Raw genomic sequence first — 21,132 nt, 5'->3', positions numbered from 1 at the left:
GGCCCGATGGCCTGTCAGCCGGGGACAAAGCCAGTCGAACCCGCTGATACGGACGGACCGGCACCGTGATGCCGGCGAAAAGCCGTAGCGTTCGCACGCAGGTTTTACCAACCCGTGGTTGCCGCCTCAACAAGTCCGTCAGACTCTTGGTCACCATGCCGTCGGGCAACTGGTTCTGCAGGTCACGGGGGGTGCAGGGTCCCTCGCGCTGAGCGGGGAATGGTCATGCACCTCGAGTTCCGGCACCTCCGAATGCTGCTCACCGTCGCCGAGTCCGGCAGCATCCGCAGGGCCGCCGCACGGCTGCAGCTCTCGCAGCCGGCCACGAGCGCTCAGCTGAAGCGCATCGAACACGAGCTGGGCGGTCCGCTCTTCGTCCGCAGTGCCGACGGGGTGACGCCGAACGAGAACGGGCAGTACGTCCTGCGCTGCGCCCGCGACCTCGTCGCCGGCTTCGACCGGCTGCGCGAGCACGCGCGTTCGGCGGCCGAGGCGGACCGAGAGGCCGCCGCCCCGCTGAGGGCGGGCGGAACCGCCGGTCCCTTGGTGTCCCTGCTGGTCTCCGCCCTCTTCGAACTCGTCCCGGAGCGCCGGCTCACCATAGACGCCCGCCGCTCCGTGCACACGCTGATGAAACTGCTGAGCCTGTCGAAGTGCGACATCGCGGTATGCGGCGAGTTCCCGGGCTTTCCCCTCCCGGTCGGCGAGTGGGTGGCGACCCGCACACTGCTGCGCGAGCCGGTCTTCGTCCTGCTCGCCGAGGATCACCCGCTGGCGTGCCGGGAGATGGTCAGCCTCCATGAACTGGCGGGCGAGGACTGGGTCATGCCGGAGGCCGACGAGAGCGGTATGCACGCGTACCTCCATCTCACCTGCCAGGCGGCGGGGTTCACTCCGCGCATCGCCCATGTGACGCCGGACCTGTCCGTGGCGCAGATCCTGGTCGCCGGGCGGCGTGCCGTCTGCGGCGTGTGGCCGACCGCCGAAGTCTCCGCCGAGGGCACCGTTCAGCGGCCGCTCGTGGACGTCCCGTTGCACCGGCGGCTCCTGCTGGCCTGGAACACGGAATCGGTTCCGGCCGAGCTGGCCGACGCGGCGTACGAGGGGTTGCTTGCCGCCTATCTGTCGCTGGTGCGGCAGCGGCCGCAGTATCTGGCCTGGTGGGAGCAGGGGGGAGAGGAGTTCGCCCTCGGCGAGGGCAGGTGACGGCCGGGCCGCGAACCTCTGAGCCCTATAACTCCGCAGTTATATCCCAGATGGGATCACGTCAGGAACATGTCACCTGGTGAACACTTCGCGTCAACGTCCCAAGGACGTCGTCACCCCACGACGAGCGAAGGAATCACCCCGTCATGCCCCGTCCCCTTCTTGCCCTTTCCACCATGGTCGCCGCCGGCGTCATCACCGCGGGTGCGATGGCCGTCCCCGCGCACTCGCAGACCGATGCACTGCAGGGCGGAACAGCCGTCCGCGACACGGCGATATCCCACGCCAAGGCGAACGTGACCCGGCACGCCGACACGTTCGGGTTCGGCGCGGGCCAGACGCTCAAGGTGAAGGACGTCGTGATCGACGCCGACGGCACCCAGCACGTCCGTTTCGAGCGGGCCTACCGCGGTCTCCCCGTCGTCGGCGGCGACTTCGTCGTCCACCAGAAGGCCGACGGCTCGCTCAGAGGATCCACGCGCGCCAAGGCCCACAAGGTGGCGCTCAAGTCCGTCGCTCCCGCCGTCGGTGCAAAGGGCACCGCGGCCAGCGCCCTGAAGCGCTCGCACGGGCTGGTGCGCAACGCGAAGTCCACCCCCGAGCTGATCGTGTGGGCCGCCGACGGCACCCCCCGCCTGGCCTGGCGCACCACGGTGCAGGGCCTGGGCGACAAGGGCCAGCCGCACGGCGAGGTCTTCGTCACCGACGCCACCACCGGTGCGGCGATCGAGAACTACGACGCCGAGCGCGAGTCGACCGGCACCGGCCACTCCGAGTACACCGGTGACATCGGCATCGACACCACCCAGCAGTCCGACGGCACCTTCGCCCTGATCGACCCGGTGCGCGGCCACATCACCAAGGACGCGAACAACCTCTCGTCCTCGTCCCTGAAAAGCTCCTCCGGCACCCTGTTCACCGACGCCGACAACATCTGGGGCGACGGCAGGAAGTTCTCCACCAACCGCGCCACCGCCGCCGTCGACGCGCACGCCAACACCGCCAAGACGTTCGACTACTACAAGACGACCTTCGGCCGCAACGGCATCAAGAACGACGGCCGCGGCGCCACGGTCTTCGTCCACGTCGGCACCAACTGGGACAACGCCCAGTGGTCGGACTCCTGCTTCTGCATGCTGACCGGTGACGGCGACGGGAGCGTCGACCCCGAGCAGGTCGACCTCGACACCATGGGTCACGAGATGACCCACGGCGTCACCTCGGCCACTGCCAACCTGCGCTACAGCGGTGAGTCCGGCGGCCTGAACGAGGCCACGAGCGACATCCTCGGCACCATGGTCGAGTGGTACGCGAACAACCCGGTCGACACCCCCGACTACCTCTTCAGCGACCAGTCCACCCCGCCGTGGCTGCGCCGCTTCGACAAGCCGTCCCTGGACGGCCGCTCGGCCGACTGCTGGTCGAAGTCCGTCGGCCGTCTCGACGTGCACTACTCCTCGGGCGTCGGCAACCACTGGTTCTACCTCGCGAGCGAGGGCAGCGGCGCCAAGACCATCAACGGCGTCACCTACAACAGCCCCACCTGCAACGGCTCCACCGTCACCGGCATCGGCAACCAGAAGGCCTCCGCCATCTGGTACCGGGCGCTGTCCGTCTACATGACCTCCACCACCGACTACAAGGGCGCCCGCACCGCGACTCTGAACGCGGCGAAGGACCTCTACGGCGCCGCCAGCCCCGAGTACACCAAGGTGGCCGCGGCCTGGAGCGCGGTCAACGTCCTCTGACCCGGCGACGCACCGCCGGAATCATGGAAAGCCGGCCCGGACGACCACGAGCGCCTCACAGCCGTCGTCCGGGCCCCGTTCTCCGCTTCGACCCTGCTTCATGCACGCCGTCGGGGCCCCGGCCAGGGGTATCCGAGTCGATCGGCGAACTCCCGCGAACCGCCGCAGACTTCGGCGACCTCGCGGGGGTCCTGGGCAACGAGGCACGCCTCAAGGCGTCTCACCTGGTCGACCGGGTCGTCTCCGGAGACCGGAAGGGTCATGCGGAACTGAAGCCAGGGCCGGTCTTCCCTGATCGCGGAACGGCCGGGATGGAACAGGAAGACGTTGATCCGGTCAGGTTCCTGAGGCCAGGCCGAGACGGCTCCCAGCTCGCATTCCCAGGTGGTCAGCCAGCCGGTCCGCTCCCGGAGCCGCTCCTCCAGGAGCCTGGCGACCGTTCGGGCCGGCCACTCCCAGCTGTGGTCCGTCGCTGCCCTGTGGACCTCCGCTTCGTACTGGCCGACGTCGAATCGCAGCTCCGGGAGACCGACATCCCGGGCATCCGGGTTGCGCCAGCCGCTCCAGATCACCTGATCTCCGTCGCGCCTGATGGTCACGTAGACGGCGCCGCAGCAGCCTTCCGTGCACTCGGCCTCGGCAAGCCGCACCTCACGAGGGGTGCCGGTCGCGTGCAGCGGTGCACTCGGACCCAGCAGCCGGCGCGGGTCCTGAGCCGGTCCCTCGTCGAACACTTCGGCCAGGACGTCCCGCCCGCTGACGATCGGCCGGCATTCCACGGTGCCCTGCCGGCTTCCGAGCGGTGGAACGACGATGCGCAGGGACAGCAGATGCGTTTGCGAGGTCATGCACCGATGGTGCCGGAGCCAGTGACCGTAGTCCTGCGGGTTTCCGCGTACGCCTGGGGGGTGCCGCGTACGCCTGGCGGGTTTCCGTGGACGCCCTTTTCGGCCGGACGTGACTGCACGAACAGAATCCAGAGGCGTATGCCGGCTCGGTCTGGGCACCCGGGTGGAGGTGGCAGTGGGTGAGCACACGCGGCGGCGCGGCAACGATGACCGTGCCGCCGCGTGGTCCACGAGAACCCGCTACGCGCGGTAGCGGTAGCGGATCCGTCCGCGGGTGAGGTCGTAGGGGCTGAGCTCCACGAGCACCCGGTCGTACGGGAGGATCTTGATGTAGTTCTTGCGGATCTTGCCGCTGATGTGGGCGAGCACCGTGTGCCCGTTCTGCAGCTCCACCTTGAAGGTGGCGTTGCGCAGGCACTCGATGACGGTGCCTTCGACTTCTACGCCACCTGATGACTTCGTCATGTCGTTCGGTTCTCCCGTTCTGCGACGGTGTGTTCGGTAGGAAAGGAATGCGGCGCACGGTCGGCCGCGATGCCGTCTGCGAGCGGCCGGACACGCGCAGCCGATCCGCGGACGACGGCGGACCGGCGCCCGTCCGCCGGCGCTGCACCGCGCCGACGGACGGGCCCGCTAGCGGTGGACGAGTTCCAGGGTGCTGGCCGCGCGCCGGGCACCGATGCCCTCGAACAGGGCGGTGGCCGCCGCGTTGGACTCGTCCACCTCTGCCCATGCCCAAGCGGTCCCGGAGCGGTGCAGCGATCCCAGTGAGTGGGCCAGCAGCGCCCGGGCGATCCCCCGGCGGTGCCTGTCGGCCCGGACGGCGATCAGTCCGATCCGTGGCTGCCGGGGCAGCGGTGCCACCCGGATCAGGCCCACGTACGAGCCGGAGTGCCGCGCCACGGTGTACTTCGACGGGTCGAGCAGGGTGGTCTCCGCCGGACGGGGCAGTACCTCGGCCGGCATCGTCCGCCATCCGACGGTGGCCTCGACCTCGTCGCGGATGATGCGGTCCAGGGCGCCCAACGGGCCCTGCTCCGCCTCGCCGGAGGGCACGATCGTCACTCCTGACGGGGGCCGCACCGAAGCGAGCCCGGTGACCTCCGGGTCGGTGGGCACGAGGTAGCCCCATTCGCGGCGGGCCGCGGCGAAGCCGGCCCGTTCCCAGGCGAGCGTCGAGTCGTGGTCGGACTCGTCGACGACGGTGTGCAACGGTGTCGGCAGGTCCGTCAGCATGGCGTCGGCGAGGCGGTCGAAGACCTCGCCGTGCCACGCGTCGACGCTGATGAAGAGCCGCCCGTCGGATCGGCGCGAAGCGTTGCCGCGGCCGACCGTCCGGTCGTCCTCCACGGCGTGCCATTGCATGTCCGAAACCCGCGTGACCACGACCGGGTGGTGGCCCGTGCCCGAAGGGGATTGCACGAAGTTCATAGGTGGTGCCTCTCAGGAGTGCCTTGTCCGAGGCGCTCCCGGCGACACCTACGTCAATCGCCCACCGTGACGACAAGGGGGAGCACCCACATGGATACAGCCTTCATGGGTTCTCACCTCCTCGCGTTCTCTCACGGCTGCTCAGACGGTATCAGGGTGGGCCGGCCGGTCCAACCGAATTCGAGTCCCTTCCGGAGAACGGGAGTTGTGAATCCGTGGTCGGTGGTGGCTCGTCAGGGGGCCGCGCGGATAGAGGTACGCGCGAGAGCGGCGGCGTGGGCGGTGGGGAGCGCGTCGTGGGCTGTGGTGGGGATGTCGGGTTGGACGCCGGTGCCTTCTCCGGCCGGTGCGTGCGGTCCGGCCGAAGTCGGCGGCGATGCGTTCCCCGAGCTCCGGAAGACGTAGCGGTCGGCCACCAGTTCGCGTATCCGTGCTGTGGCGCGGTCGATTTCGGCGTGATCCATCGATTCCCCTCGGCTGCCGGACGCCGGCGCCAGTGGAGCACCAGCCTCGCCAAAGCGTCAAGATTCCTGGACGCTTGGCGTGTGGCCGCTGCAGTTCCCTCTGACCGCGACACTGACGGAGGTCGCCGAGAGCGCCACGGACGACGGTCCCGGCCGGCCTCGCCGCGGCATGCCGTGGCGGTGCAGGTAGCCTGCCGCGATGACGGTCTATCTCCTGTGGCACATCGGGCACCGGAACGAAGCCGGTGACGACGGTGCAACCCTCCACGTCCAAGGTGAGACCGTGTACATCGATGAGCAGGACGGTGACGACGCGAAGCTGCTCGGTGTCTACTCCACCCCGGAGAAGGCCAGGGAGCGTATGCGCCGAGCACGGCTCCTGCCGGGTTTTGCCGACGAGCCGGACTGCTTCGTCATCGACGAACACGGGCTCGACGAGGACGAGTGGTCGGAGGGTTTCGTGCGCATCCTCCCTGGGACCTGAGTCCCGCAGTTCTGTCGGTGCGCTGCCGCGTCTTCGTGCTGCCGCGTCTTCGTGCTGCCGGTCAGCTCGCCAGAGCCGGTTCCGTGGCCCGCCGGGGCGTGCGGTGGCCGGCTGCCCGGCGTGCGGCGGGACCCAAGGCGTACGCGGCGGCCGGCATGAGCGCGCCGAGCAGGAGCCAGCCGGGCGTGCCCCAGTCCAGCAGGAGCCAGGTCAGCAGAAGCGGGCCGAGCGTGCGGGCGATCGTCACGCCGGTGCCGAAGAAGCCCTGGTACTCGCCGATCCGGTCGGCGGGCGCCAGATCGAAGGAGAGCTGCCAAGAACCCGCCGACTGCTGCATCTCCGCCACGACTTGAAGCACCGCACCGGCGATCAGGAGGGCCGCCGCGGGCCAGGCCGGCCGCCCTGCCGACAGGGCGAACACCGCGCAGGAGGCGAACATGACGAGCCCGCAGCGGCGCAGAGCCCGCAGGGCGGTGCCGAGTCCCGTCACGGTCTTGGCCGTGCGTACCTGCAGCAGTGTCACAGCGAGCGTGTTGAGGACGAACAGCCCTGAGGCCAGCCAGGCAGGTGCCCCGGTCCGCTGGGTGATCCACAGCGGCAGCACAAGGCTGAGCAGCGGCAGCCGCAGCAGCAGAACGGCGTTGAGGAGCGCGACGAGGGCGTACGGTCGGTCGCGCAGCACGGCGAAACGCTGCCCACCGCCGGCCGTGGTGGTGGAGTCGGCGGTCGTGCCGGCTACGGCGGGCAGTCGCGACAGGAGCAGCGCGCAGACCAGGAAGCAGACCGTGTCCAGCACGAGCACACCCCGGTACGCGGCCGCGGTGGCGGCACTCAGCGCGAGTCCGCCGAGCGCGGCACCCACGGCGAGTCCGCCGTTCAAGGTCGCCTGCAACCGCGCCAGCAGGTCCGTCCGCTCACCGGCCGGGACCAGGCCCGTCAGCAATGCCTGCCGGGCGGCTGCGAGTCCTGACTGCGCGGAGGCATAGGCGCAGGCGGTCACAAGGAACGGTACGAACCCCTCGGCCAGGAGAAAAGAGGTGATCGCTGCCGAGGTCGCCAGCGCCAGCAGCACCGATGTGCCGCGTGGCCCGCGCCGGTCGGCCAGCCGTCCGAGCGGCACGCCGACCAGTGAACCGACCGCCCAGGCGAGCGTCAGGGCGAGCCCGACGCGTGCCGGCGCGAGCCCGGCGACATGGGTGAAGTACAGCGCCGAGGTCACGTAATAGGCGCCGTCCCCAGTGGAGTTGGCGAGCTGGGTGAGAGCCAGAAGACGCCGCGGTCGATTCGTCATACCGATCACGGTAGAAGCCGGGTGGACCGCTGAGCAGACCCAATTGCCTCCCGTGTCAGTGGCCCATTGTGGTCGCGCGGCAGCCGGCGACCGGTCACCGGAGTTCGGCGGGACCGGCAGCCGCCGGCGCCGCGCCGCCGGACGCGGGATCGAATCCCGGGAGACGTCAGCGGTGACTCAGCACGTTGACCACGCGGCCGTTGGGATCGCGGACGAAGAACCGCCGTACTCCCCACTCCTCGTCCCGCAGCGCATGAACGATCTCCGCGCCGCTGTCCCGCATCGCCGCGTAGGCCGCGTCCACGTCGTCGACCTCGATGCTCACGTCGGGAGTGACGGGGGCGGTCTTGTCGCTGGTCATGACGCTGACCTGCGCCGTCGGACTGGACGGTGAGGCAAGCGTCACGATCCAGCCGTGATTCATGACTTCCTCGAAGCCCAGCAGGCCGTAGAACTCCCGGCTCTCCTGTACAGCCTGTGACTGGATGACGGGCATGACGCGGCGCACGGCCATCGACGCCTCCTGACGAGAACAGAGCGCGGATCCAGGACAGTCCAGGGGTACTACGGCTAGTCCGTCACCGCACGCACCTTCGCCGCACGGCCCGTGCCGGCTTGTCGCCCGCCGGGTCGCGCCGTGCGGAGAGACACGCCGGCCGGCGGCCCGCACCCGGGCCGCTTCACATGGCCGGTGGAAACCAGGCTCGGAGGTTCTCCGGGTCGACCGGCACGGAGATGTGTTCGTGCGTGATCAGCCAGGTGCCGCCCACCCGGCGGCAGCAAACGGTCGAGCGTACCCAGATCGCGATGGGGAGCCCGTTCTTGCGTGTGCCGGAGTCCAGGTGAAGCATGTGCGCGAAGGCGACTTCGGCGCTGGTCGCCACGGTGAGGTCGCGGGTCTCCAGGCTGATGGGGCCGTCGTATTCGTCGAACCAGCGCACGAAGTTGCGGCGCACCTCGTCCAGCCCCGTGAACTGCATGGGGGGCACGACGTCGTAGTAGACGATGTCGGGGGAGTAGTGCGACATGAGCCGGGCGATGTCCTTCGTCCGACTGGCGTCGGCCCGGCTTTCCAACAGAGCCCTGACCTCGTGTTCGTTCGTATGCATCGCATCCTCCAATGACGCGTTCTCAGCCAGCCGGTGTCGGTGAACCGGGCACGGACACCGGCGCACCGATGGTGTCTGTCCGGTACGACCGGACAGCCGTCCGGATTGTGAGGCGGCACGGCGACCTCACAATGCGACGACCCGGTTGGTCGTACTGCTGAGAGCAGTCGAGACGAAGGAAACGGGGAAGACCATGACCATCCCGCCCGGGCCTGCGGACAGCGCCCTCGATCCGCAGCTGTGCGTGATCGTGAGCGAACGGCGTCGGCTGATCAACCTCGCCTACCGCCTGCTCGGTTCCCTGTCCGAGGCGGAGGACGTCGTTCAGGAGACCTACGCCCGCTGGTACGCCTTGTCCCGCCCGCAGCAGGAGGCCGTCGAATCGGTCGGCGGCTGGCTGACGACGGTTGCGAGCCGCATCTGCCTGAACCTGCTCGGCTCGGCACGGTCCCGGCGCGAGCGCTACGTGGGCGAATGGGTCCCCGAGCCGGTGCCGGACACCTCCGACTGGATCACCGGGCGCCCGGGTGACACCACCGCCGACCCGGCCGACCGCGTCACACTCGACGAGTCGATCAACATGGCCTTCCTCGTGGTGCTCGAATCCATGACCCCGGCCGAACGCGTCGCGTTCGTCCTGCACGACGTCTTCCGCTATCCCTTCGCCGAAGTGGCCGACATCGTCGGCCGCACCCCGGCGGCCTGCCGCCAACTGGCCTCCGCGGCCCGCCGCCGCATCCGCGCCGCCAAAGCACCGGCCACCCCCGCAGCGCACCAGGCCGGCCTGGTCAGGGACTTCAGACAGGCATGGGAAGCCAAGGACATCGGCGCACTCATCGGACTGCTCGACCCCGACGCCACGGCGGTCGGTGACGGCGGCGGCGTGGTCAGCGCTGCGGGCCGCCCGGTCACAGGCGCGCAGCGGATCGCGCACTACATGGTCGAACTCGCCCTCGGCGCACCGGACCTGACGTTCGCGGAACGCACGGTCAACGCCCGGCCCGGCCTCGTGATCCAACGTGCGGGCGCCACCGAGTCGGTGATCGCATTCGACGTCACGGACGACCGGATCACGCACATCTGGGCCGTACGCAACCCCGACAAGCTGCGGCCCTGGACGACGGGATGAGCGACCGGCACCAACGTCACGCACCCCCGGACGAGGTGATCAACAACGGCACAGTCCATGCCGGCAGGCGGCGCGCGGCCCTCACTGCTCCTCGCCACAGCACCCGTCGGGGGACGCGGAGCCCGCGGCGGTCTCCAGACGGCACGAGCAGGATGCCTCGATCGGTACGTCGGCCATCGCCGCGGCGATCTTCAGCTGCTGGGCCACGATCTGTGCCTCCCCCTCCTTGCCGAGCCGTACGAGGCACTCGTGGAGGCCGTGCAACGCCCACACGTTGCCCGGGTGCTGCAGCGGGCGCGGCAGCGAGTCGTCGAGTCCGAGGTCGGCGCGGTAGACGGCCTCGGCCTCCGCGACCAGGCCCTGTTCGAGGAGCAGGGCGCCGTAAGCGTGCCGGGTGGGCTGCATCCACCCCCACGGCTCGTCGTACGGGAGGCCGTCGTCCAGCTCGATCGCCCGGCGCAGGGCCGCGAACGCGGTGTCGTACCTGCCCTTGCGGTACTCCAGCTCCCCGTCCAGCATGTGCGCGGCGATGGCGAGGATGTCCGTACAGGTGTTGTTGAACAGCATCCGCGTCCGCGGGACCCGGGCGACCGCGTCGCGGAACAGCTCGCGTTCCCTGCCGGCCTCGTCGATCCGGCCCGTGGCCGAGAGAGCGACCCCGCGCGCGTACCGCAGCATGGCCGTGGTCACGCAGTACAGCCGCGCGTCGGCGGGGATCGGCAGCCGCAGGATGTCGTCCCAGCGGCCGAAGCGGACGAGGACGTGCACCCGCATCGCGAGGAAGCCCTCCAGCCAGTCCGCCATGGGCGGGCTGTCCACGCGCAGCAGTTCCTCGGGCACGGCCGCTTCGAGCCGGTCCGCCGTCTCGATCGCGTCCTGGAAACGACCGAGGAACATCGCACCATAGATCTTGAAGTGGTGGTTGTGACACCGGTACAGGGTGTAGAAGTTCATCGCCCCGGCCCTGGCGTGGAACTTCTCGTCGGCTGCGATCGCCGCGGTGTTGTCGGAGAGCACACGGCGGTAGTCGCCGCAGAGCACCTCCAGGTGTGACGGCATGTGCCGGAGGTGGCCCGCGTCCGGCACCAGACCGCGCAGCCGGTCAGCCGCCGTCAGGGCGGCCTCGGGAGTCGGGGACATCTCCATCAGGTGGACGTACATGTGGAGCAGACCCGGATGCCGCGCGCCCGCCTCCGTGGCGATGGCCCGCTCGAGCACCTCCCTGGCCTCGTCGGTCCGCGCGCCCGGGGCCGGCCTGCCCGTGCGGATGTCCCACAGCTGCCAGGGCGTGAGGTTCATCAGGGCGTCGGCGTACAGGGTGGCCACGTCGAGGTCACCGGCCGCGAGCCGGTGGACGGCCCGCATGCTGTCGGCGTAGGCGACGTTCCACACGGAACAGTGTTCGGCCTCCGGGGCCTGGGCCCTTGGATACCGGGCCGCCAAGGCGTCGACGAGTGCCTGCTCGACGGGGGCGGCGCCGGCAGCCTTCGCCCGTGCACGCTGCACGGCGGCATGCGCACGCGCCACCGTCCGCCCCAGGTCCTGCTCGTCGAAGAACTCCCAGGGCTTGTTGTAGTTGGGGCCGAGCGCGTAGGCCACGCCCCAGTCGGCCATCGCACAGTCCGGATCCGCCGCGGCGGCGGCCTCGAAACAGCGCACGGCCTCCTCGTGGTTGAAGCCGTACGTCCAGTTCAGCCCGCGGTCGAACCAGGTCTGCGCCTCGGCGGACGCCGTGGTCACGCGCCGGCCGTGGCTGCCGAGGTCGTAGTACTGCATGGAAGCTCCTCAGGGCCGCAGGCCGACCGCCTCCGGTCACCTGGGACGACACGAAGAAGACGGCCGGTGCCACGACCCTAGCGAAGGCCGGCAGCGATCCCGGCCCGACCGCGCAGGAAGACACCGCAGGTGTGACACCCGGTCGGAACGGTCCGGCCAAGCCTCCGGGACCGGAGGGGCGGCCGGCGGTGATCGCATTGTCAGTACCCCCTGTCATCATCCAGCCATGCTGTACGACGCCTTGACGGCCGCATCCCGTGGGAGCGACGCGCACGAGGACGCACTTCTCGCCCTGGTCCTCGGCGGGTCGGCGCCGCCCGCCGCCGACCCGAGGAGCACCGACGTCACGATCCTCCGCCCGATCAAGAGGGGTGTCCGATGGACCTCGCAGCCCGGCTGATGCGCGCGCTGACCGACCCGGACTTCAGCCACGACGACCAGGACGCACAGCCGGACCCGGCGCAGGTCTCCGACGAGGAACTCGGCAGCCTGCTCGCGGCGGCCTGCCGGGTCGGTGTCTCGGCCCCGCCCGCGATGCGAAGGGCCCGTTTCGTCGTAGAGGACGCCGCCCTGGAACGACGGCCGCGCTACACGCCCGACGCCTGCCGCCTGATGTTCGAAGCCCTCCTCGAGCGATGCGAGGAACACGGCTGGGCGGACCTCACCCGCGGCCTGGACGCGGTGGAGCACTGCACCGAACCGCGGCCCGACGTGTCCCGGCCGGCCCGCGCCCTGGTCGCGCTCCTGCTGGAGCAGGACACCGTGCGCCAGCCGTATGCACTGCTGTCGGTCGCGAAGCTCGCCGACGCCACGACACTGCGCGCGGCCGTGGAACGCCTGACCCGGGAAGAGGGCCCCATCGTCGCGGACGAGACGGCCGTCGTCGCCGGCCTCACCCAGGACGAACGGACGGTGCTGTCCGGGATCGCCCGGGAGGACAAGTTCAGCCCGCCGCCCCCGCACGCCTGGCGCAGAGCGGCCGGCAACCCGGCCTACGCCGCGTTCGCCCGCCGTGCCCTGGAAGCGGCCGCCGGCCGCACCGACGCCATCCGGGCGGGCGAGATCCCCTACCGGGCGGACAAGGCGTTCACGGACCGGGAGATCACCACACTCGGACAAGCCCTGCGCGTGGCGCTGCTGCGCGACGAACCCTGGCTGCCGGCGCTGTGCGAGCGACTGCTGCCCGGTGTCGCCCTCGCCCCGACGACAGCGAAGACCCTGCCCTCTCAGGGCCTGCTGTACGAGGTGGTGCGCGCCGTGCAGGACTTCCCGACGCCCGAGCTGGTGGCCGCGATCCGCACCGTGCGCCGCATCGTCCGGCACGCCGGAGTGCCCAAGCAGCTCGACAAGATGCTCAAGAAGGCCGACGCAGCCCTGGCCGAGCGCACCGACGTGGCCCTGCGGCTGCCCAGGCTGGACTTCCGCACCGTGGCCGACAGCGACGGGACCGCGGGCGGCGTCCTGTGCCGGACGGCCGGCGACTACCAGGCCGTCGTCACGGTCGCCGAAACCGCCACGCTCACCTGGCAGAAGGACGGCCACCCCCTGCGCAGCCTCCCCGCGCCGGTCCGCCGCGACCACCCCGCCCTGGTCAAGGAGCTGCGCGACCTGGTGAAGCGGGTGAACGCCCAGCTCGTCACGCTCGTACGCGCATTGGAGGGCGGCTTCGCCGTCGACGCCGTCCATCCCTACGGCTGGTGGCGCACCGAGCTGGCCGGACACCCACTGGCCCGCACCCTGGTCCGCCGGCTCATCTGGGAGGTCGAGACCGCACCCGGCGAGTGGCGGGCCGTGCTGCCCGAGACGGACGAGCACCTTCCCGAGGCGCCCGCCGACGCCTCCGTACGGCTGTGGCACCCGCTCCGCTCCGAGCCCGACGCGGTGCGGGCCTGGCGGGACCTGCTCATCGAGCGGCGCATACGGCAGCCCTTCAAACAGGCGTTCCGGGAGATCTACCTGCTCACTCCGGCCGAGGAGCAGACCCGCGTCCACTCCAACCGTTTCGCCGCCCACCTCGTGCACTACCCCAGGATGTACGCCCTCTTCAGGGCGCGGGGTTGGGACAGCAGGAGACTCGGCCCCTGGGACGGCGGGGACGCCGACGAAGCCGAGCGCACGCTCGCGGCGGGGGAATGGCGAGTCCGCTTCTCCCACAGCTGGGCCGACTGGGCGGACGGCGACGAACTGGCTTCGACCGACCACGTACGGTTCGACCGGCGGGTGGACGGTGCGTGGCACGAAACCCCGCTCGCCGACGTGCCCCCTCTGCTGTTCAGCGAGGCCATGCGCGATGTGGACCTCTTCGTCGGCGTGACCTCGATCGCCGCCGACCCCGACTGGACCGACGGCGGTCCCCGGCGCGCCTACTGGGAGCGGGCCTCCTTCGCCGAGCTGACCGCAAGCGCCGAGGCGCGCCGCGACGCCCTGACACGTATTCTGCCGCGCCTGAAGATCGCCGACCGGTGCTCGCTCGACGGCCGTTTCCTGACCGTCCGCGGCGATCTGCGCACCTACAGGATCCATCTCGGTTCGGGCAACATCCTGATGGCACCGGACGACAGCTACCTGTGCATCGTCCCGGCACGCGGCAAGGGCGACGGCAAGCTGTTCCTGCCCTTCGAGGACGACCGCCTCTCCCTGATCCTCAGCAAGGCGTTCCTGCTCGCCGCCGACACCCGGATCACCGACGAATCCATCCTCATGCAGATCGAGCGAGGTGCCTGATGGCCACCGTGACGTTCCGGGACGAGACCGCGACAGGCAAGCCGGTCGGCGAGTGGGCGGTCGCCGGGCTGCCGGACCGGATGACCGTACGGGAGCTGATCAGGCTGCGGGTCCGCGAGGAGGTCGACCGGCACAACGCCGCGCCGGGCCACCGCTTCAACGGCCTCGTACGGCCGGCCGACGCCGAGACGGAGCTGAACGGCTACCGGCTCCGCGAACCCCGCCGCATCGACTGGGAGAGCCAGGCCGAGACAGCCGAGCGTGCCTTCCTCGCCAACGGGTTCTTCGTGCTCGCCGGCGACCGCCAGGTCGAGGACCTCGACGAGGTCGTGGAACTCACCGCCGACCCCGACCTGGTCTTCATCAAGCTCGTCGCCCTCGTCGGGGGCTGAGCGCAGACACGCCCACGGTGCGGCCGGGGCAGGGGCCTGCGTGACTCATGAGCGTGGCGCCGCCCCTTCGTCGACGGGCAGGGAGACGGGCCGCTCCGGCGGCGGCGCGCCCGTTCCACGGGAACCGGACACCGTGCCGCCTTCCCCGCCCCGGACCCGCACACGGTGCAGCGCCACGTGCAGCACCGGCATCAGCACGCAGGTGATCGCGGCACTGTGCCACAGCAGCGCGTCCAGCCGGCCCGCTGCCAGATAGGCGCCCGCGGCCACCGCGGCGAGGGCGCACACCCCACGGTCCACGATGCTCTCCACCGACAGCAGCGTGGCCCGCGGCGCGTCCGCGGGGATGGCGTCGTTGACGAGCTTGCGCTGCACCGGATAGACGAACCCGGTGATCGCGGCGAATACGCACAGCAGCGCGACCACGGTCCACGGCCCGCCCACCGCCGTGCCCGCCAGGGCGGCGGCCAGCGCCACGCTCAGCAGCGACACCCAGACGGCAGGCGGCAGGCGACGGCTCAGCCACTGGGGGCGGGCCGACGCCACCGCCTCGGCCACCGTCATCGCCGCGAGCACACCGCCATGTGTGCTCTCCCCGATGCCGTGCTCCAGGAGCACCGGCTGGAACAGGTTGACCTGGCAGATCCGCGACAGCGTGAACACGGCAACGCCCTGGACCATGAGCAGGGCCAGCCACGGCGACGAGCGAAGGGCACGCAGGGCGGCGCCGGTGTCGCGCAGGAAGCCCCCGCTTCGGCGTCCCCGGGCACGCGCGCGGGTGCCCGTGCCGGGCGCGGCGAGCCGCGGCAGGGCGAGGGCACAACCCAGGGAGCCGGCCGCGCTCGCCGCACTGAGCAGGTACGGCGTCTGCGGGGCCAGCATCATCAGCGGCCCGACGAGCGGCCAGCAGACGACCTTGGCGGCGAGCCCGAGGGCGCGTGCCGTGCCCTCGGCCCTCAAGTAGTGGGCGTCCGCCCGCTCGGCGCGCAGGCCGTCGTAGAGATAGGCGCTCGCCGCGCCCGACGTCAGGGAACGTCCGGCGGCGATGGCGAGGAAGTGCGCGAGGAAACCGGTGTACGTCGGAGCCAGCACCGGCGCCAGATTCGCCGCCGTCATCACCACGGCCCCGGCGCGCAGGCAGTTGCGGGCGCCGATGCGGTCGGCGATGACCCCGGTCGGTATCTCGAACAGGCAGAAGGCGATGTAGTAGATGCTCTGGATGCCGAAGATCTGCCCGTCGGACAGGCCCACGTCACGCTGGTACGCGTAGAACACGGGCATCCACCACAGCAGGTTGAACAGGAGCTGGAACCCGTTGTTGAGGCGGATGATGCGCCGCGCGGCCGGGGACGGCACCGGCACGGAAGAAGACGACCGCAGCAGGGACATACGGCGCCTCACCGGGCGTAGGGGCGGACCTGAACCAGGTGGAAGGCCCCCTCCGCGGTCATGAGCCACTCGATGTCCAGGGCGCCGTCGGGATCCTCCTCGCTGAAGTGGGACTGCAGGAGGCGCCCGGCCAGGGCGAGCCGGGCCAGCGAGGCTCGTGCCGGCGCCGGGAGGTCCTCGCGCGACGAGCCGAGGTCGACCGTACGCCCGCCGCCCTCGACGGTGTTGTAGAGGTACTGCTGGGGCAGCACCGTGCCGTCGACCACCCGCTCGGGCGAACCGGGCGTGCAGTTGAGGTACACGTTGCGGAAGTCCTCGGGGCGGGTCGGATCGCAGGTCACCAGCACACCCCCCAGCTCGGCGGGCACGTACTCCTGGACGATCACTCCCATGTAGGTGTCGTCCAGGGGGATGCCGGCCTGGTGCCGCAGGCGCACACTGCGCGGCGACAGCAACGACGCCCACACCTGCCGCACCGCGTCCATGAGCTGGTCCGTGCCCCGCACCGTGGTGACCGAGTCGTAGATCCCTGCGGCCGAGAACCCCGGCAGGTCCTCGGCGTTGGACGAGGAGCGCACCACCAGGCGACACCCGTCCGCCGTGAGCGCCGCCACGGAGGCGGTGATCGCCCGCGCCACCTCCTCGGGCACCGGCGTACTGCAGGTCAGCCGCTGAAGGTGCAGGGACAGCGAGTCGATCACGTCCAGGGCGTCGAGTTCCAGCGCCATCTTCAGTCTGCCGATGCCCTGTTGCAGCCCGGGGGAGGAGGTGAGGAACAGATGGTGCAGCCGGAACGGCAGGGCCACGCCCCGGGGCGCGCGGACCGTCTCGGCGACGCGCTCGGCAGCCGCGGCGCGCAGACGCTCCGGGGCCGCTCCCGGTTCGCCCAGCCGGGCGGCGAGGTGGCCGAGCAGATCCGCCCGCGGCGGACGCGGACGCGTGTAGAACCTCGTCAGGTCCGCGGTGCGGCTGTCCAGGACGTGATGGAGCTCCCCGAGGTTGGCCGCCTTCGTGCCGTAGCCGTCCCGGTCGGTGCGCCGCAGCCGGTGCAGCGCCAGCACCGGGGCCTCCTGAAGCAGCGGGGTCGCGATGCGGATGCGCTGCCGGTGCCAGGCGGGCCGTTCCAGAGCCGGTGCGCGGGACAGCCGTTCCAGGGTGACGGCGTCCTCGCGCACGCGGTAGCGCACCCACGCGCCGTCGAGACCGTCGCGCCGTACGGCGGCGTCGAGGTCACGGACGATGGCGTTCGGAATGCCCCAGCCCGAGGCGAGGACGTTGGTGTGCGAAAGCGGCGTGGTGGGAGCCGTGTTGATGAAACCCGCTGTGCGGGGCACGTCGTCGGGCAGCCGAGGCATGGCGACGATGTCCGACCAGCCGAGGTCCGCGGCGGCACTCTCGTACTCGGCCGCGGTGCGGAAGTAACGCAGCCGCCCCTCGGCCTCGCCCGGGTTGAGACAGGTGCGGGTACGGTTGCCGAACAGCTCGTGGCTGAGAACACGCGGCACCCGCGCCTCACCGACCGCGGCCAGCTCGTGCTCCTGCCCGTGGTTGGCCGGCTTCAGCAGCAGCGGCAGGCGACCGTCCACCCGTGCGCGCACGAAGTGGTAGAACTCCTCCAGCAGCGGCCCGGGCATGGTGTCCGCCTCGGTCGTCTCCAGCACCAGGAAGGGCCGCTCGGGACCACCGGGTTCCTCCTCCGTGTGCAGGGACAGCACACCCAGCAGGAAACGGCGCTCGGGGTCCATGTACACGGAGGCGTTGAACGCGTCCAGCTGCGCGTCGAGTCCGTCCAGCGTCATACCCAGGACACGGGTCGCGACGTAGTCGACGTGGAACGGATGCACCCGGGTGTCCAGCAGATGCCAGGTGTCCTCGTCACGGTCCACGACGACTTTCAGGTAGGGGTGTCCGGCCAGCACCCCGGACAGGGCGCGGAACAGCGGCAGCGACAGGTTGGCACCTACGGCGGTACGGTCGCCCGCGACATCGGGCACACCCGCCTCGCCCAGTGTGTCCGTCATGCCCGCACCTCCTCGGTGACGACCGTGGGCAGGATCCGCGGCAGGGCCTCCACCACGGCGGCGAAGTCGCTGACGACGGTCTGTGGCCGGTCGGCCGACAACAGACACACCGCCGCCATGGTGTTGGCGCCGGCGGCAGGGTCGTAGACCGGCACGGGGGCGCCGTCGGGCAGGGAGCTCTCGGCGACGACGGACAGGGCGCTGCCCGGGCCGACCGGGGCGGACCGGACGACCGCCGCCGAGTCCCACAGATGCCGGCGGGCCCAGGGCGAGCCGTCAGCGTTCACAGCGAGCACCACCAGGGACCCGGCCGCACCTTCGCCGTCGTCCGGCGTCAACGCCCCGGCAGGCCAGGCGGGAGAAAGGCCGAGCAGCTGATCGGTGAACATACCGATCAGGTCGAGCCCGAAGACCTGCTCGATCTGCGGCACCGTCATCGCTCCGCCGAACCGCGCGGCCGTCTCGATCACCCACATGCGGCCGTCCGCGCCCAGCTTGATCTCCGCGTGCGTACCGCAGTTCTCCAGGCCCAGGGCGTCCACGGCACGCCGGGCCAGCTCCACGACCCTGGCCTGGGCCGCACCCCCGAGTGCCGCCGGAGTGATGCCGGCACGCTCGGTGAACGGCGCCACCGTCGGCATCCGCCCGCTCACACAGACCGGACGGAAGACACCGTCGACGACCACGCCCTCGACACTGACGTAGTCACCCCAGCCGGAACCCTCGAACCAGTCCCCGGCACACCCGCTGACGATCTCCTCCACGATGAAGTCCTGGCCGGCCCCGGCCACGTGCAGCTCGGCGAACCCGAGCAGCGCCGACTCGGCCATCACCGCGCGCGACCGCTCCCAGGCGCCGCGCACGTCAGCGGGCGTCCCGATGATCTGGTGGGCGGTGGAACCGGCGCTCCACGCGGCCTTCAGCAGCAAGGGGAACGACAACTCGGCCACGGCCCCCTCCAGTTCGGCGACCGTACCGACCGCACGGAACCGGGGCTGCGGTATGCCCCGGCGCTCCCAGGCCGCACGCATCAGCCGCTTGTCACGAGCGAGGGCCGCGGCGGGCCCGGCGCCCCGCAGCCCGAGTCGCCCGGACGCCTCGGCGACGGCCACCACCGCGTACTCCGAGAAGGTGACGACCGCGTCCGCGCGCACCTCGCGAGCACGGGAGACGATCAGCTCGACCAGATCACGCCCCTCCGCCACGGTGTGCTCGACGACCGAGTCGCACAGCTTCCCGGCCTCCTCCGCCACCGTGGCAGGCAGTTCACTCAGTGCCAGCAGGTGCACCGCGGACCTCGCGGCCACCCGCGTGAGGGCGTGCCCCACCGGGGGTCCGCCCTTGGCATGCACGTACAGCACCTTGCTCACCGATACCCAACTCCCTCGCTCGTCCGGAAGACCCGGGCACGGACCGCGCCCCGGCGGGGGCGGCGACCGGCGGACGTCCCGCCGGTGCGAAGTCCCGTGTCCCGCCCGCTCCTTCCAGCGAACCAGCCCCGACTCCGCGCAACGGCAGCGAGACGCTCGCCCCGTTCAGGCAAATGCCCGATTACAACGACGAGTTGCCGACACGTGAAGGCCGGGTGATGCGCTACCGCGCCCGTGTCCGCCGGAGCCCGTATCCGCCGCTCCGCATGTCTGCTGCGCTACGGGATACGCATGAGGTGTCACTCAAAGTGATGTAGTGGACAATTGAAGGAGTTGGGCCGTGGACGAGGCCGATTTCAAGACGCTGCTCGCCCCCCTCCCCGTGTCCTGGTGGGAGGCCGACGGCGGGCTGAGAGTCGTCGACAGCGGAGGCGGCGCCTTCGGCGACGAGCGGACCGCCCGACGCTTCCTGGAGGCCCTCTGCGCCGACCGCGGCGGCCCCGCCGACACGGCTGACGCGGGCCCCTCCGGCGCGCCGGACGCCGGCCCCTATCAGGCGTGCTTCGAGGGCCGTACCTTCGACGTCAACTGGCCGGGCCGGCCCCACAGGACCGGCCGGCACGGCAGCAGGGGAGTGGCCGTCGAGGTGGGCGGCCGTCCGGACGACGATCCGTACGCGGCGTTCGCCGACCTCACCCCGGCCGCGGCGTTCGTGCGCGACGCGACCGGGCGTTACGTCTGGGCCAACCACGCGTACGCCCACCTGTACGGCACCACGCGCGACGCCGTGATCGGCCGCCACCTCGCCGACGTCGACGAACCCGCCGACGTCACCCGGTTCCTCGCCCTCGACCAGGAGGTCCTGACCGGATGCAGGCCCGTACGGCACACCCTCACCTACCGCCGCCCCGACGGAACCCCCGGACAGGCAGCGGGATACCGCTTCCCCGTCCACTGGGGCGGCCACCGCTGTGTGGCCGGCATCTACATCGACATCACCGACCACACCCGGGTCCTGGACCAACGGCGCCGCGCCGAGGAGGACTTGAGCACCCTGCGCGATCACAGCGGCCTGCTCTGCGCCCGCCTGTCCGCGGACGGACTGGTGACGGAGGCCGGCACCGCCATGGCCGAACTCCTGCACCTGCGCCTCTTCGACCTCATGGGGCGTCCCGCCGACGCACTGCTGGCCAGGACACCCGAACGGACGGCCCTGCACCGGATCTGGGACGACCTCATAGGCGGCCGGCGCAGAAGCGCCCGTGCCTGCGCGGTCCTGCTCGACGCGGACAACGGGCAGCACCGCGTGCAGGTCCACCTGAGCACCGTGCCCTGCGCCGGGGAACGCGTGGCCGGGGTGTGGGCCGTGATCACACATGCCGGCCTGCGCCACGAACCACAGCCACCCCTGACGGCCACCCAGGTGCGCATCCTCGCCCTGCTCGCCGCCGGGAACAACAACGCGGACATCGCCGCAACGCTGCACCTCTCACGGCAGACGGTCGACTACCACCTCAGCCGGCTGCGCGACCTCCTCGATGCCGCCACCCGCCCGGCTCTCGTCGCCCGCGCCTACGTCCTCGGCATCCTCTCCCCCCAGGCGTGGCCGCCCCGTTCCGCTACGGCGGAACACCCGCTGAGCCCCGTGTGAGCAGGTCCGATCAGGTCTGAGCATGTCCGAGCAGGGCCCGAGCAGGCCGGCGCCAGGCCCGGAGCCCCGGGAAAAAGGATCTTCGCCGTTCCTGTCACA

Annotated in this window: 18 protein-coding genes; 8 read left to right on the top strand and 10 right to left on the bottom strand. The window is 71.0% G+C overall.

What is annotated here, in order from left to right:
• Nucleotides 1-225 precede the first annotated feature (225 nt).
• Together ACZ4SF_RS27515 and ACZ4SF_RS27510 are read left to right on the top strand one after the other, a co-directional pair.
• Nucleotides 226-1,206 (top strand): LysR family transcriptional regulator, encoded by a 981-nt coding sequence (locus ACZ4SF_RS27515; RefSeq protein ID WP_468389147.1) that lies wholly within the window; start codon nt 226-228, stop codon nt 1,204-1,206.
• A gap of 146 nt (nt 1,207-1,352) precedes the next feature.
• Nucleotides 1,353-2,954 (top strand): M4 family metallopeptidase, encoded by a 1,602-nt coding sequence (locus ACZ4SF_RS27510; protein ID WP_468389145.1) that lies wholly within the window; start codon nt 1,353-1,355, stop codon nt 2,952-2,954.
• A gap of 98 nt (nt 2,955-3,052) precedes the next feature.
• Here ACZ4SF_RS27510 and ACZ4SF_RS27505 read toward each other — a convergent pair whose 3' ends face one another.
• From ACZ4SF_RS27505 to ACZ4SF_RS27495, 3 genes are all read right to left on the bottom strand, one after another.
• Nucleotides 3,053-3,802, bottom strand: coding sequence for a hypothetical protein (locus ACZ4SF_RS27505; RefSeq protein WP_468389143.1), 750 nt, complete (start codon nt 3,800-3,802; stop codon nt 3,053-3,055).
• A gap of 240 nt (nt 3,803-4,042) precedes the next feature.
• Entirely contained in the window at nt 4,043-4,267 is a 225-nt protein-coding gene (gene infA, locus ACZ4SF_RS27500) for a translation initiation factor IF-1 (RefSeq protein ID WP_468389141.1), read from the bottom strand.
• A 168-nt stretch (nt 4,268-4,435) separates the two neighbouring features.
• The gene (locus ACZ4SF_RS27495) at nt 4,436-5,233 is read right to left on the bottom strand and encodes a GNAT family N-acetyltransferase (protein WP_468389139.1); all 798 of its coding nucleotides are present in this window, start codon (nt 5,231-5,233) and stop codon (nt 4,436-4,438) included.
• Between the two features lie 663 nt (nt 5,234-5,896).
• Here ACZ4SF_RS27495 and ACZ4SF_RS27490 point away from each other — a divergent pair.
• On the top strand, nt 5,897-6,181 hold the full coding sequence (locus ACZ4SF_RS27490) for a DUF7336 domain-containing protein (protein ID WP_468389137.1): 285 nt from the start codon (nt 5,897-5,899) through the stop codon (nt 6,179-6,181).
• Between the two features lie 61 nt (nt 6,182-6,242).
• Here the strand turns inward: ACZ4SF_RS27490 and ACZ4SF_RS27485 are convergent, their stop codons facing one another.
• From ACZ4SF_RS27485 to ACZ4SF_RS27475, 3 genes are all read right to left on the bottom strand, one after another.
• Nucleotides 6,243-7,472, bottom strand: a complete 1,230-nt coding sequence (locus ACZ4SF_RS27485) for an MFS transporter (protein WP_468389135.1) — start codon at nt 7,470-7,472, stop codon at nt 6,243-6,245.
• A 166-nt stretch (nt 7,473-7,638) separates the two neighbouring features.
• Entirely contained in the window at nt 7,639-7,986 is a 348-nt protein-coding gene (locus ACZ4SF_RS27480; RefSeq protein ID WP_468389133.1) for a VOC family protein, read from the bottom strand.
• 166 nt (nt 7,987-8,152) lie between these two features.
• A complete protein-coding gene (locus tag ACZ4SF_RS27475; RefSeq protein ID WP_468389131.1) occupies nt 8,153-8,581 on the bottom strand; it encodes a YybH family protein in 429 nt (142 codons plus the stop codon).
• Nucleotides 8,582-8,774: 193 nt separating this feature from the next.
• On the opposite strand from ACZ4SF_RS27475, the gene sigJ reads away from it, so the two are divergent.
• On the top strand, nt 8,775-9,710 hold the full coding sequence (gene sigJ, locus ACZ4SF_RS27470) for an RNA polymerase sigma factor SigJ (protein WP_468389130.1): 936 nt from the start codon (nt 8,775-8,777) through the stop codon (nt 9,708-9,710).
• Between the two features lie 81 nt (nt 9,711-9,791).
• Here the strand turns inward: sigJ and ACZ4SF_RS27465 are convergent, their stop codons facing one another.
• Nucleotides 9,792-11,486 (bottom strand): hypothetical protein, encoded by a 1,695-nt coding sequence (locus ACZ4SF_RS27465; RefSeq protein ID WP_468389128.1) that lies wholly within the window; start codon nt 11,484-11,486, stop codon nt 9,792-9,794.
• 226 nt (nt 11,487-11,712) lie between these two features.
• Here ACZ4SF_RS27465 and ACZ4SF_RS27460 point away from each other — a divergent pair, with 226 nt between their 5' ends.
• The 3 genes from ACZ4SF_RS27460 to ACZ4SF_RS27450 are packed head-to-tail and all read left to right on the top strand — an operon-like array spanning nt 11,713 to nt 14,602.
• Nucleotides 11,713-11,886 (top strand): hypothetical protein, encoded by a 174-nt coding sequence (locus ACZ4SF_RS27460; RefSeq protein WP_468389126.1) that lies wholly within the window; start codon nt 11,713-11,715, stop codon nt 11,884-11,886.
• Nucleotides 11,865-14,210 carry a DUF4132 domain-containing protein gene (locus tag ACZ4SF_RS27455; RefSeq protein ID WP_468389124.1) on the top strand — a complete coding sequence of 782 codons (2,346 nt, stop codon included), beginning with the start codon at nt 11,865-11,867 and terminating at the stop codon, nt 14,208-14,210. Before ACZ4SF_RS27460 ends, ACZ4SF_RS27455 begins: the two co-directional genes overlap by 22 nt.
• Entirely contained in the window at nt 14,210-14,602 is a 393-nt protein-coding gene (locus ACZ4SF_RS27450; RefSeq protein ID WP_468389122.1) for a hypothetical protein, read from the top strand. Before ACZ4SF_RS27455 ends, ACZ4SF_RS27450 begins: the two co-directional genes overlap by 1 nt.
• 45 nt (nt 14,603-14,647) lie before the next feature.
• Here the strand turns inward: ACZ4SF_RS27450 and ACZ4SF_RS27445 are convergent, their stop codons facing one another.
• The 3 genes from ACZ4SF_RS27445 to ACZ4SF_RS27435 are packed head-to-tail and all read right to left on the bottom strand — an operon-like array spanning nt 14,648 to nt 19,382.
• On the bottom strand, nt 14,648-15,991 hold the full coding sequence (locus ACZ4SF_RS27445) for an MFS transporter (protein WP_468389120.1): 1,344 nt from the start codon (nt 15,989-15,991) through the stop codon (nt 14,648-14,650).
• 8 nt (nt 15,992-15,999) lie between these two features.
• Entirely contained in the window at nt 16,000-18,012 is a 2,013-nt protein-coding gene (locus ACZ4SF_RS27440; RefSeq protein ID WP_468389118.1) for a PEP/pyruvate-binding domain-containing protein, read from the bottom strand.
• Nucleotides 18,009-19,382 (bottom strand): ATP-grasp domain-containing protein, encoded by a 1,374-nt coding sequence (locus tag ACZ4SF_RS27435; protein WP_468389116.1) that lies wholly within the window; start codon nt 19,380-19,382, stop codon nt 18,009-18,011. The genes ACZ4SF_RS27440 and ACZ4SF_RS27435 overlap by 4 nt, the downstream gene beginning before the upstream one ends.
• 340 nt (nt 19,383-19,722) lie before the next feature.
• Here ACZ4SF_RS27435 and ACZ4SF_RS27430 point away from each other — a divergent pair, with 340 nt between their 5' ends.
• A complete protein-coding gene (locus ACZ4SF_RS27430; protein ID WP_468389114.1) occupies nt 19,723-21,033 on the top strand; it encodes a PAS domain-containing protein in 1,311 nt (436 codons plus the stop codon).
• Nucleotides 21,034-21,132: the final 99 nt, after the last annotated feature.

Source organism: Streptomyces sp. NPDC027663, assembly GCF_055566415.1.
Note: the sequence above shows the minus strand (reverse complement) of the source record. Positions and strands in the feature narration are given on the sequence as shown.

Excerpts from the sequence above, each read along its gene's own strand:
- ACZ4SF_RS27515 (WP_468389147.1), top strand. The coding sequence starts at position 226 with ATGCACCTCGAGTTCCGGCACCTCCGAATGCTGCTCACCGTCGCCGAG.
- ACZ4SF_RS27510 (WP_468389145.1), top strand. The coding sequence starts at position 1,353 with ATGCCCCGTCCCCTTCTTGCCCTTTCCACCATGGTCGCCGCCGGCGTC.
- ACZ4SF_RS27505 (WP_468389143.1), bottom strand. The coding sequence starts at position 3,802 with ATGACCTCGCAAACGCATCTGCTGTCCCTGCGCATCGTCGTTCCACCG.
- infA (WP_468389141.1), bottom strand. The coding sequence starts at position 4,267 with ATGACGAAGTCATCAGGTGGCGTAGAAGTCGAAGGCACCGTCATCGAG.
- ACZ4SF_RS27495 (WP_468389139.1), bottom strand. The coding sequence starts at position 5,233 with ATGAACTTCGTGCAATCCCCTTCGGGCACGGGCCACCACCCGGTCGTG.
- ACZ4SF_RS27490 (WP_468389137.1), top strand. The coding sequence starts at position 5,897 with ATGACGGTCTATCTCCTGTGGCACATCGGGCACCGGAACGAAGCCGGT.
- ACZ4SF_RS27485 (WP_468389135.1), bottom strand. The coding sequence starts at position 7,472 with ATGACGAATCGACCGCGGCGTCTTCTGGCTCTCACCCAGCTCGCCAAC.
- ACZ4SF_RS27480 (WP_468389133.1), bottom strand. The coding sequence starts at position 7,986 with ATGGCCGTGCGCCGCGTCATGCCCGTCATCCAGTCACAGGCTGTACAG.
- ACZ4SF_RS27475 (WP_468389131.1), bottom strand. The coding sequence starts at position 8,581 with ATGCATACGAACGAACACGAGGTCAGGGCTCTGTTGGAAAGCCGGGCC.
- sigJ (WP_468389130.1), top strand. The coding sequence starts at position 8,775 with ATGACCATCCCGCCCGGGCCTGCGGACAGCGCCCTCGATCCGCAGCTG.
- ACZ4SF_RS27465 (WP_468389128.1), bottom strand. The coding sequence starts at position 11,486 with ATGCAGTACTACGACCTCGGCAGCCACGGCCGGCGCGTGACCACGGCG.
- ACZ4SF_RS27460 (WP_468389126.1), top strand. The coding sequence starts at position 11,713 with ATGCTGTACGACGCCTTGACGGCCGCATCCCGTGGGAGCGACGCGCAC.
- ACZ4SF_RS27455 (WP_468389124.1), top strand. The coding sequence starts at position 11,865 with ATGGACCTCGCAGCCCGGCTGATGCGCGCGCTGACCGACCCGGACTTC.
- ACZ4SF_RS27450 (WP_468389122.1), top strand. The coding sequence starts at position 14,210 with ATGGCCACCGTGACGTTCCGGGACGAGACCGCGACAGGCAAGCCGGTC.
- ACZ4SF_RS27445 (WP_468389120.1), bottom strand. The coding sequence starts at position 15,991 with ATGTCCCTGCTGCGGTCGTCTTCTTCCGTGCCGGTGCCGTCCCCGGCC.
- ACZ4SF_RS27440 (WP_468389118.1), bottom strand. The coding sequence starts at position 18,012 with ATGACGGACACACTGGGCGAGGCGGGTGTGCCCGATGTCGCGGGCGAC.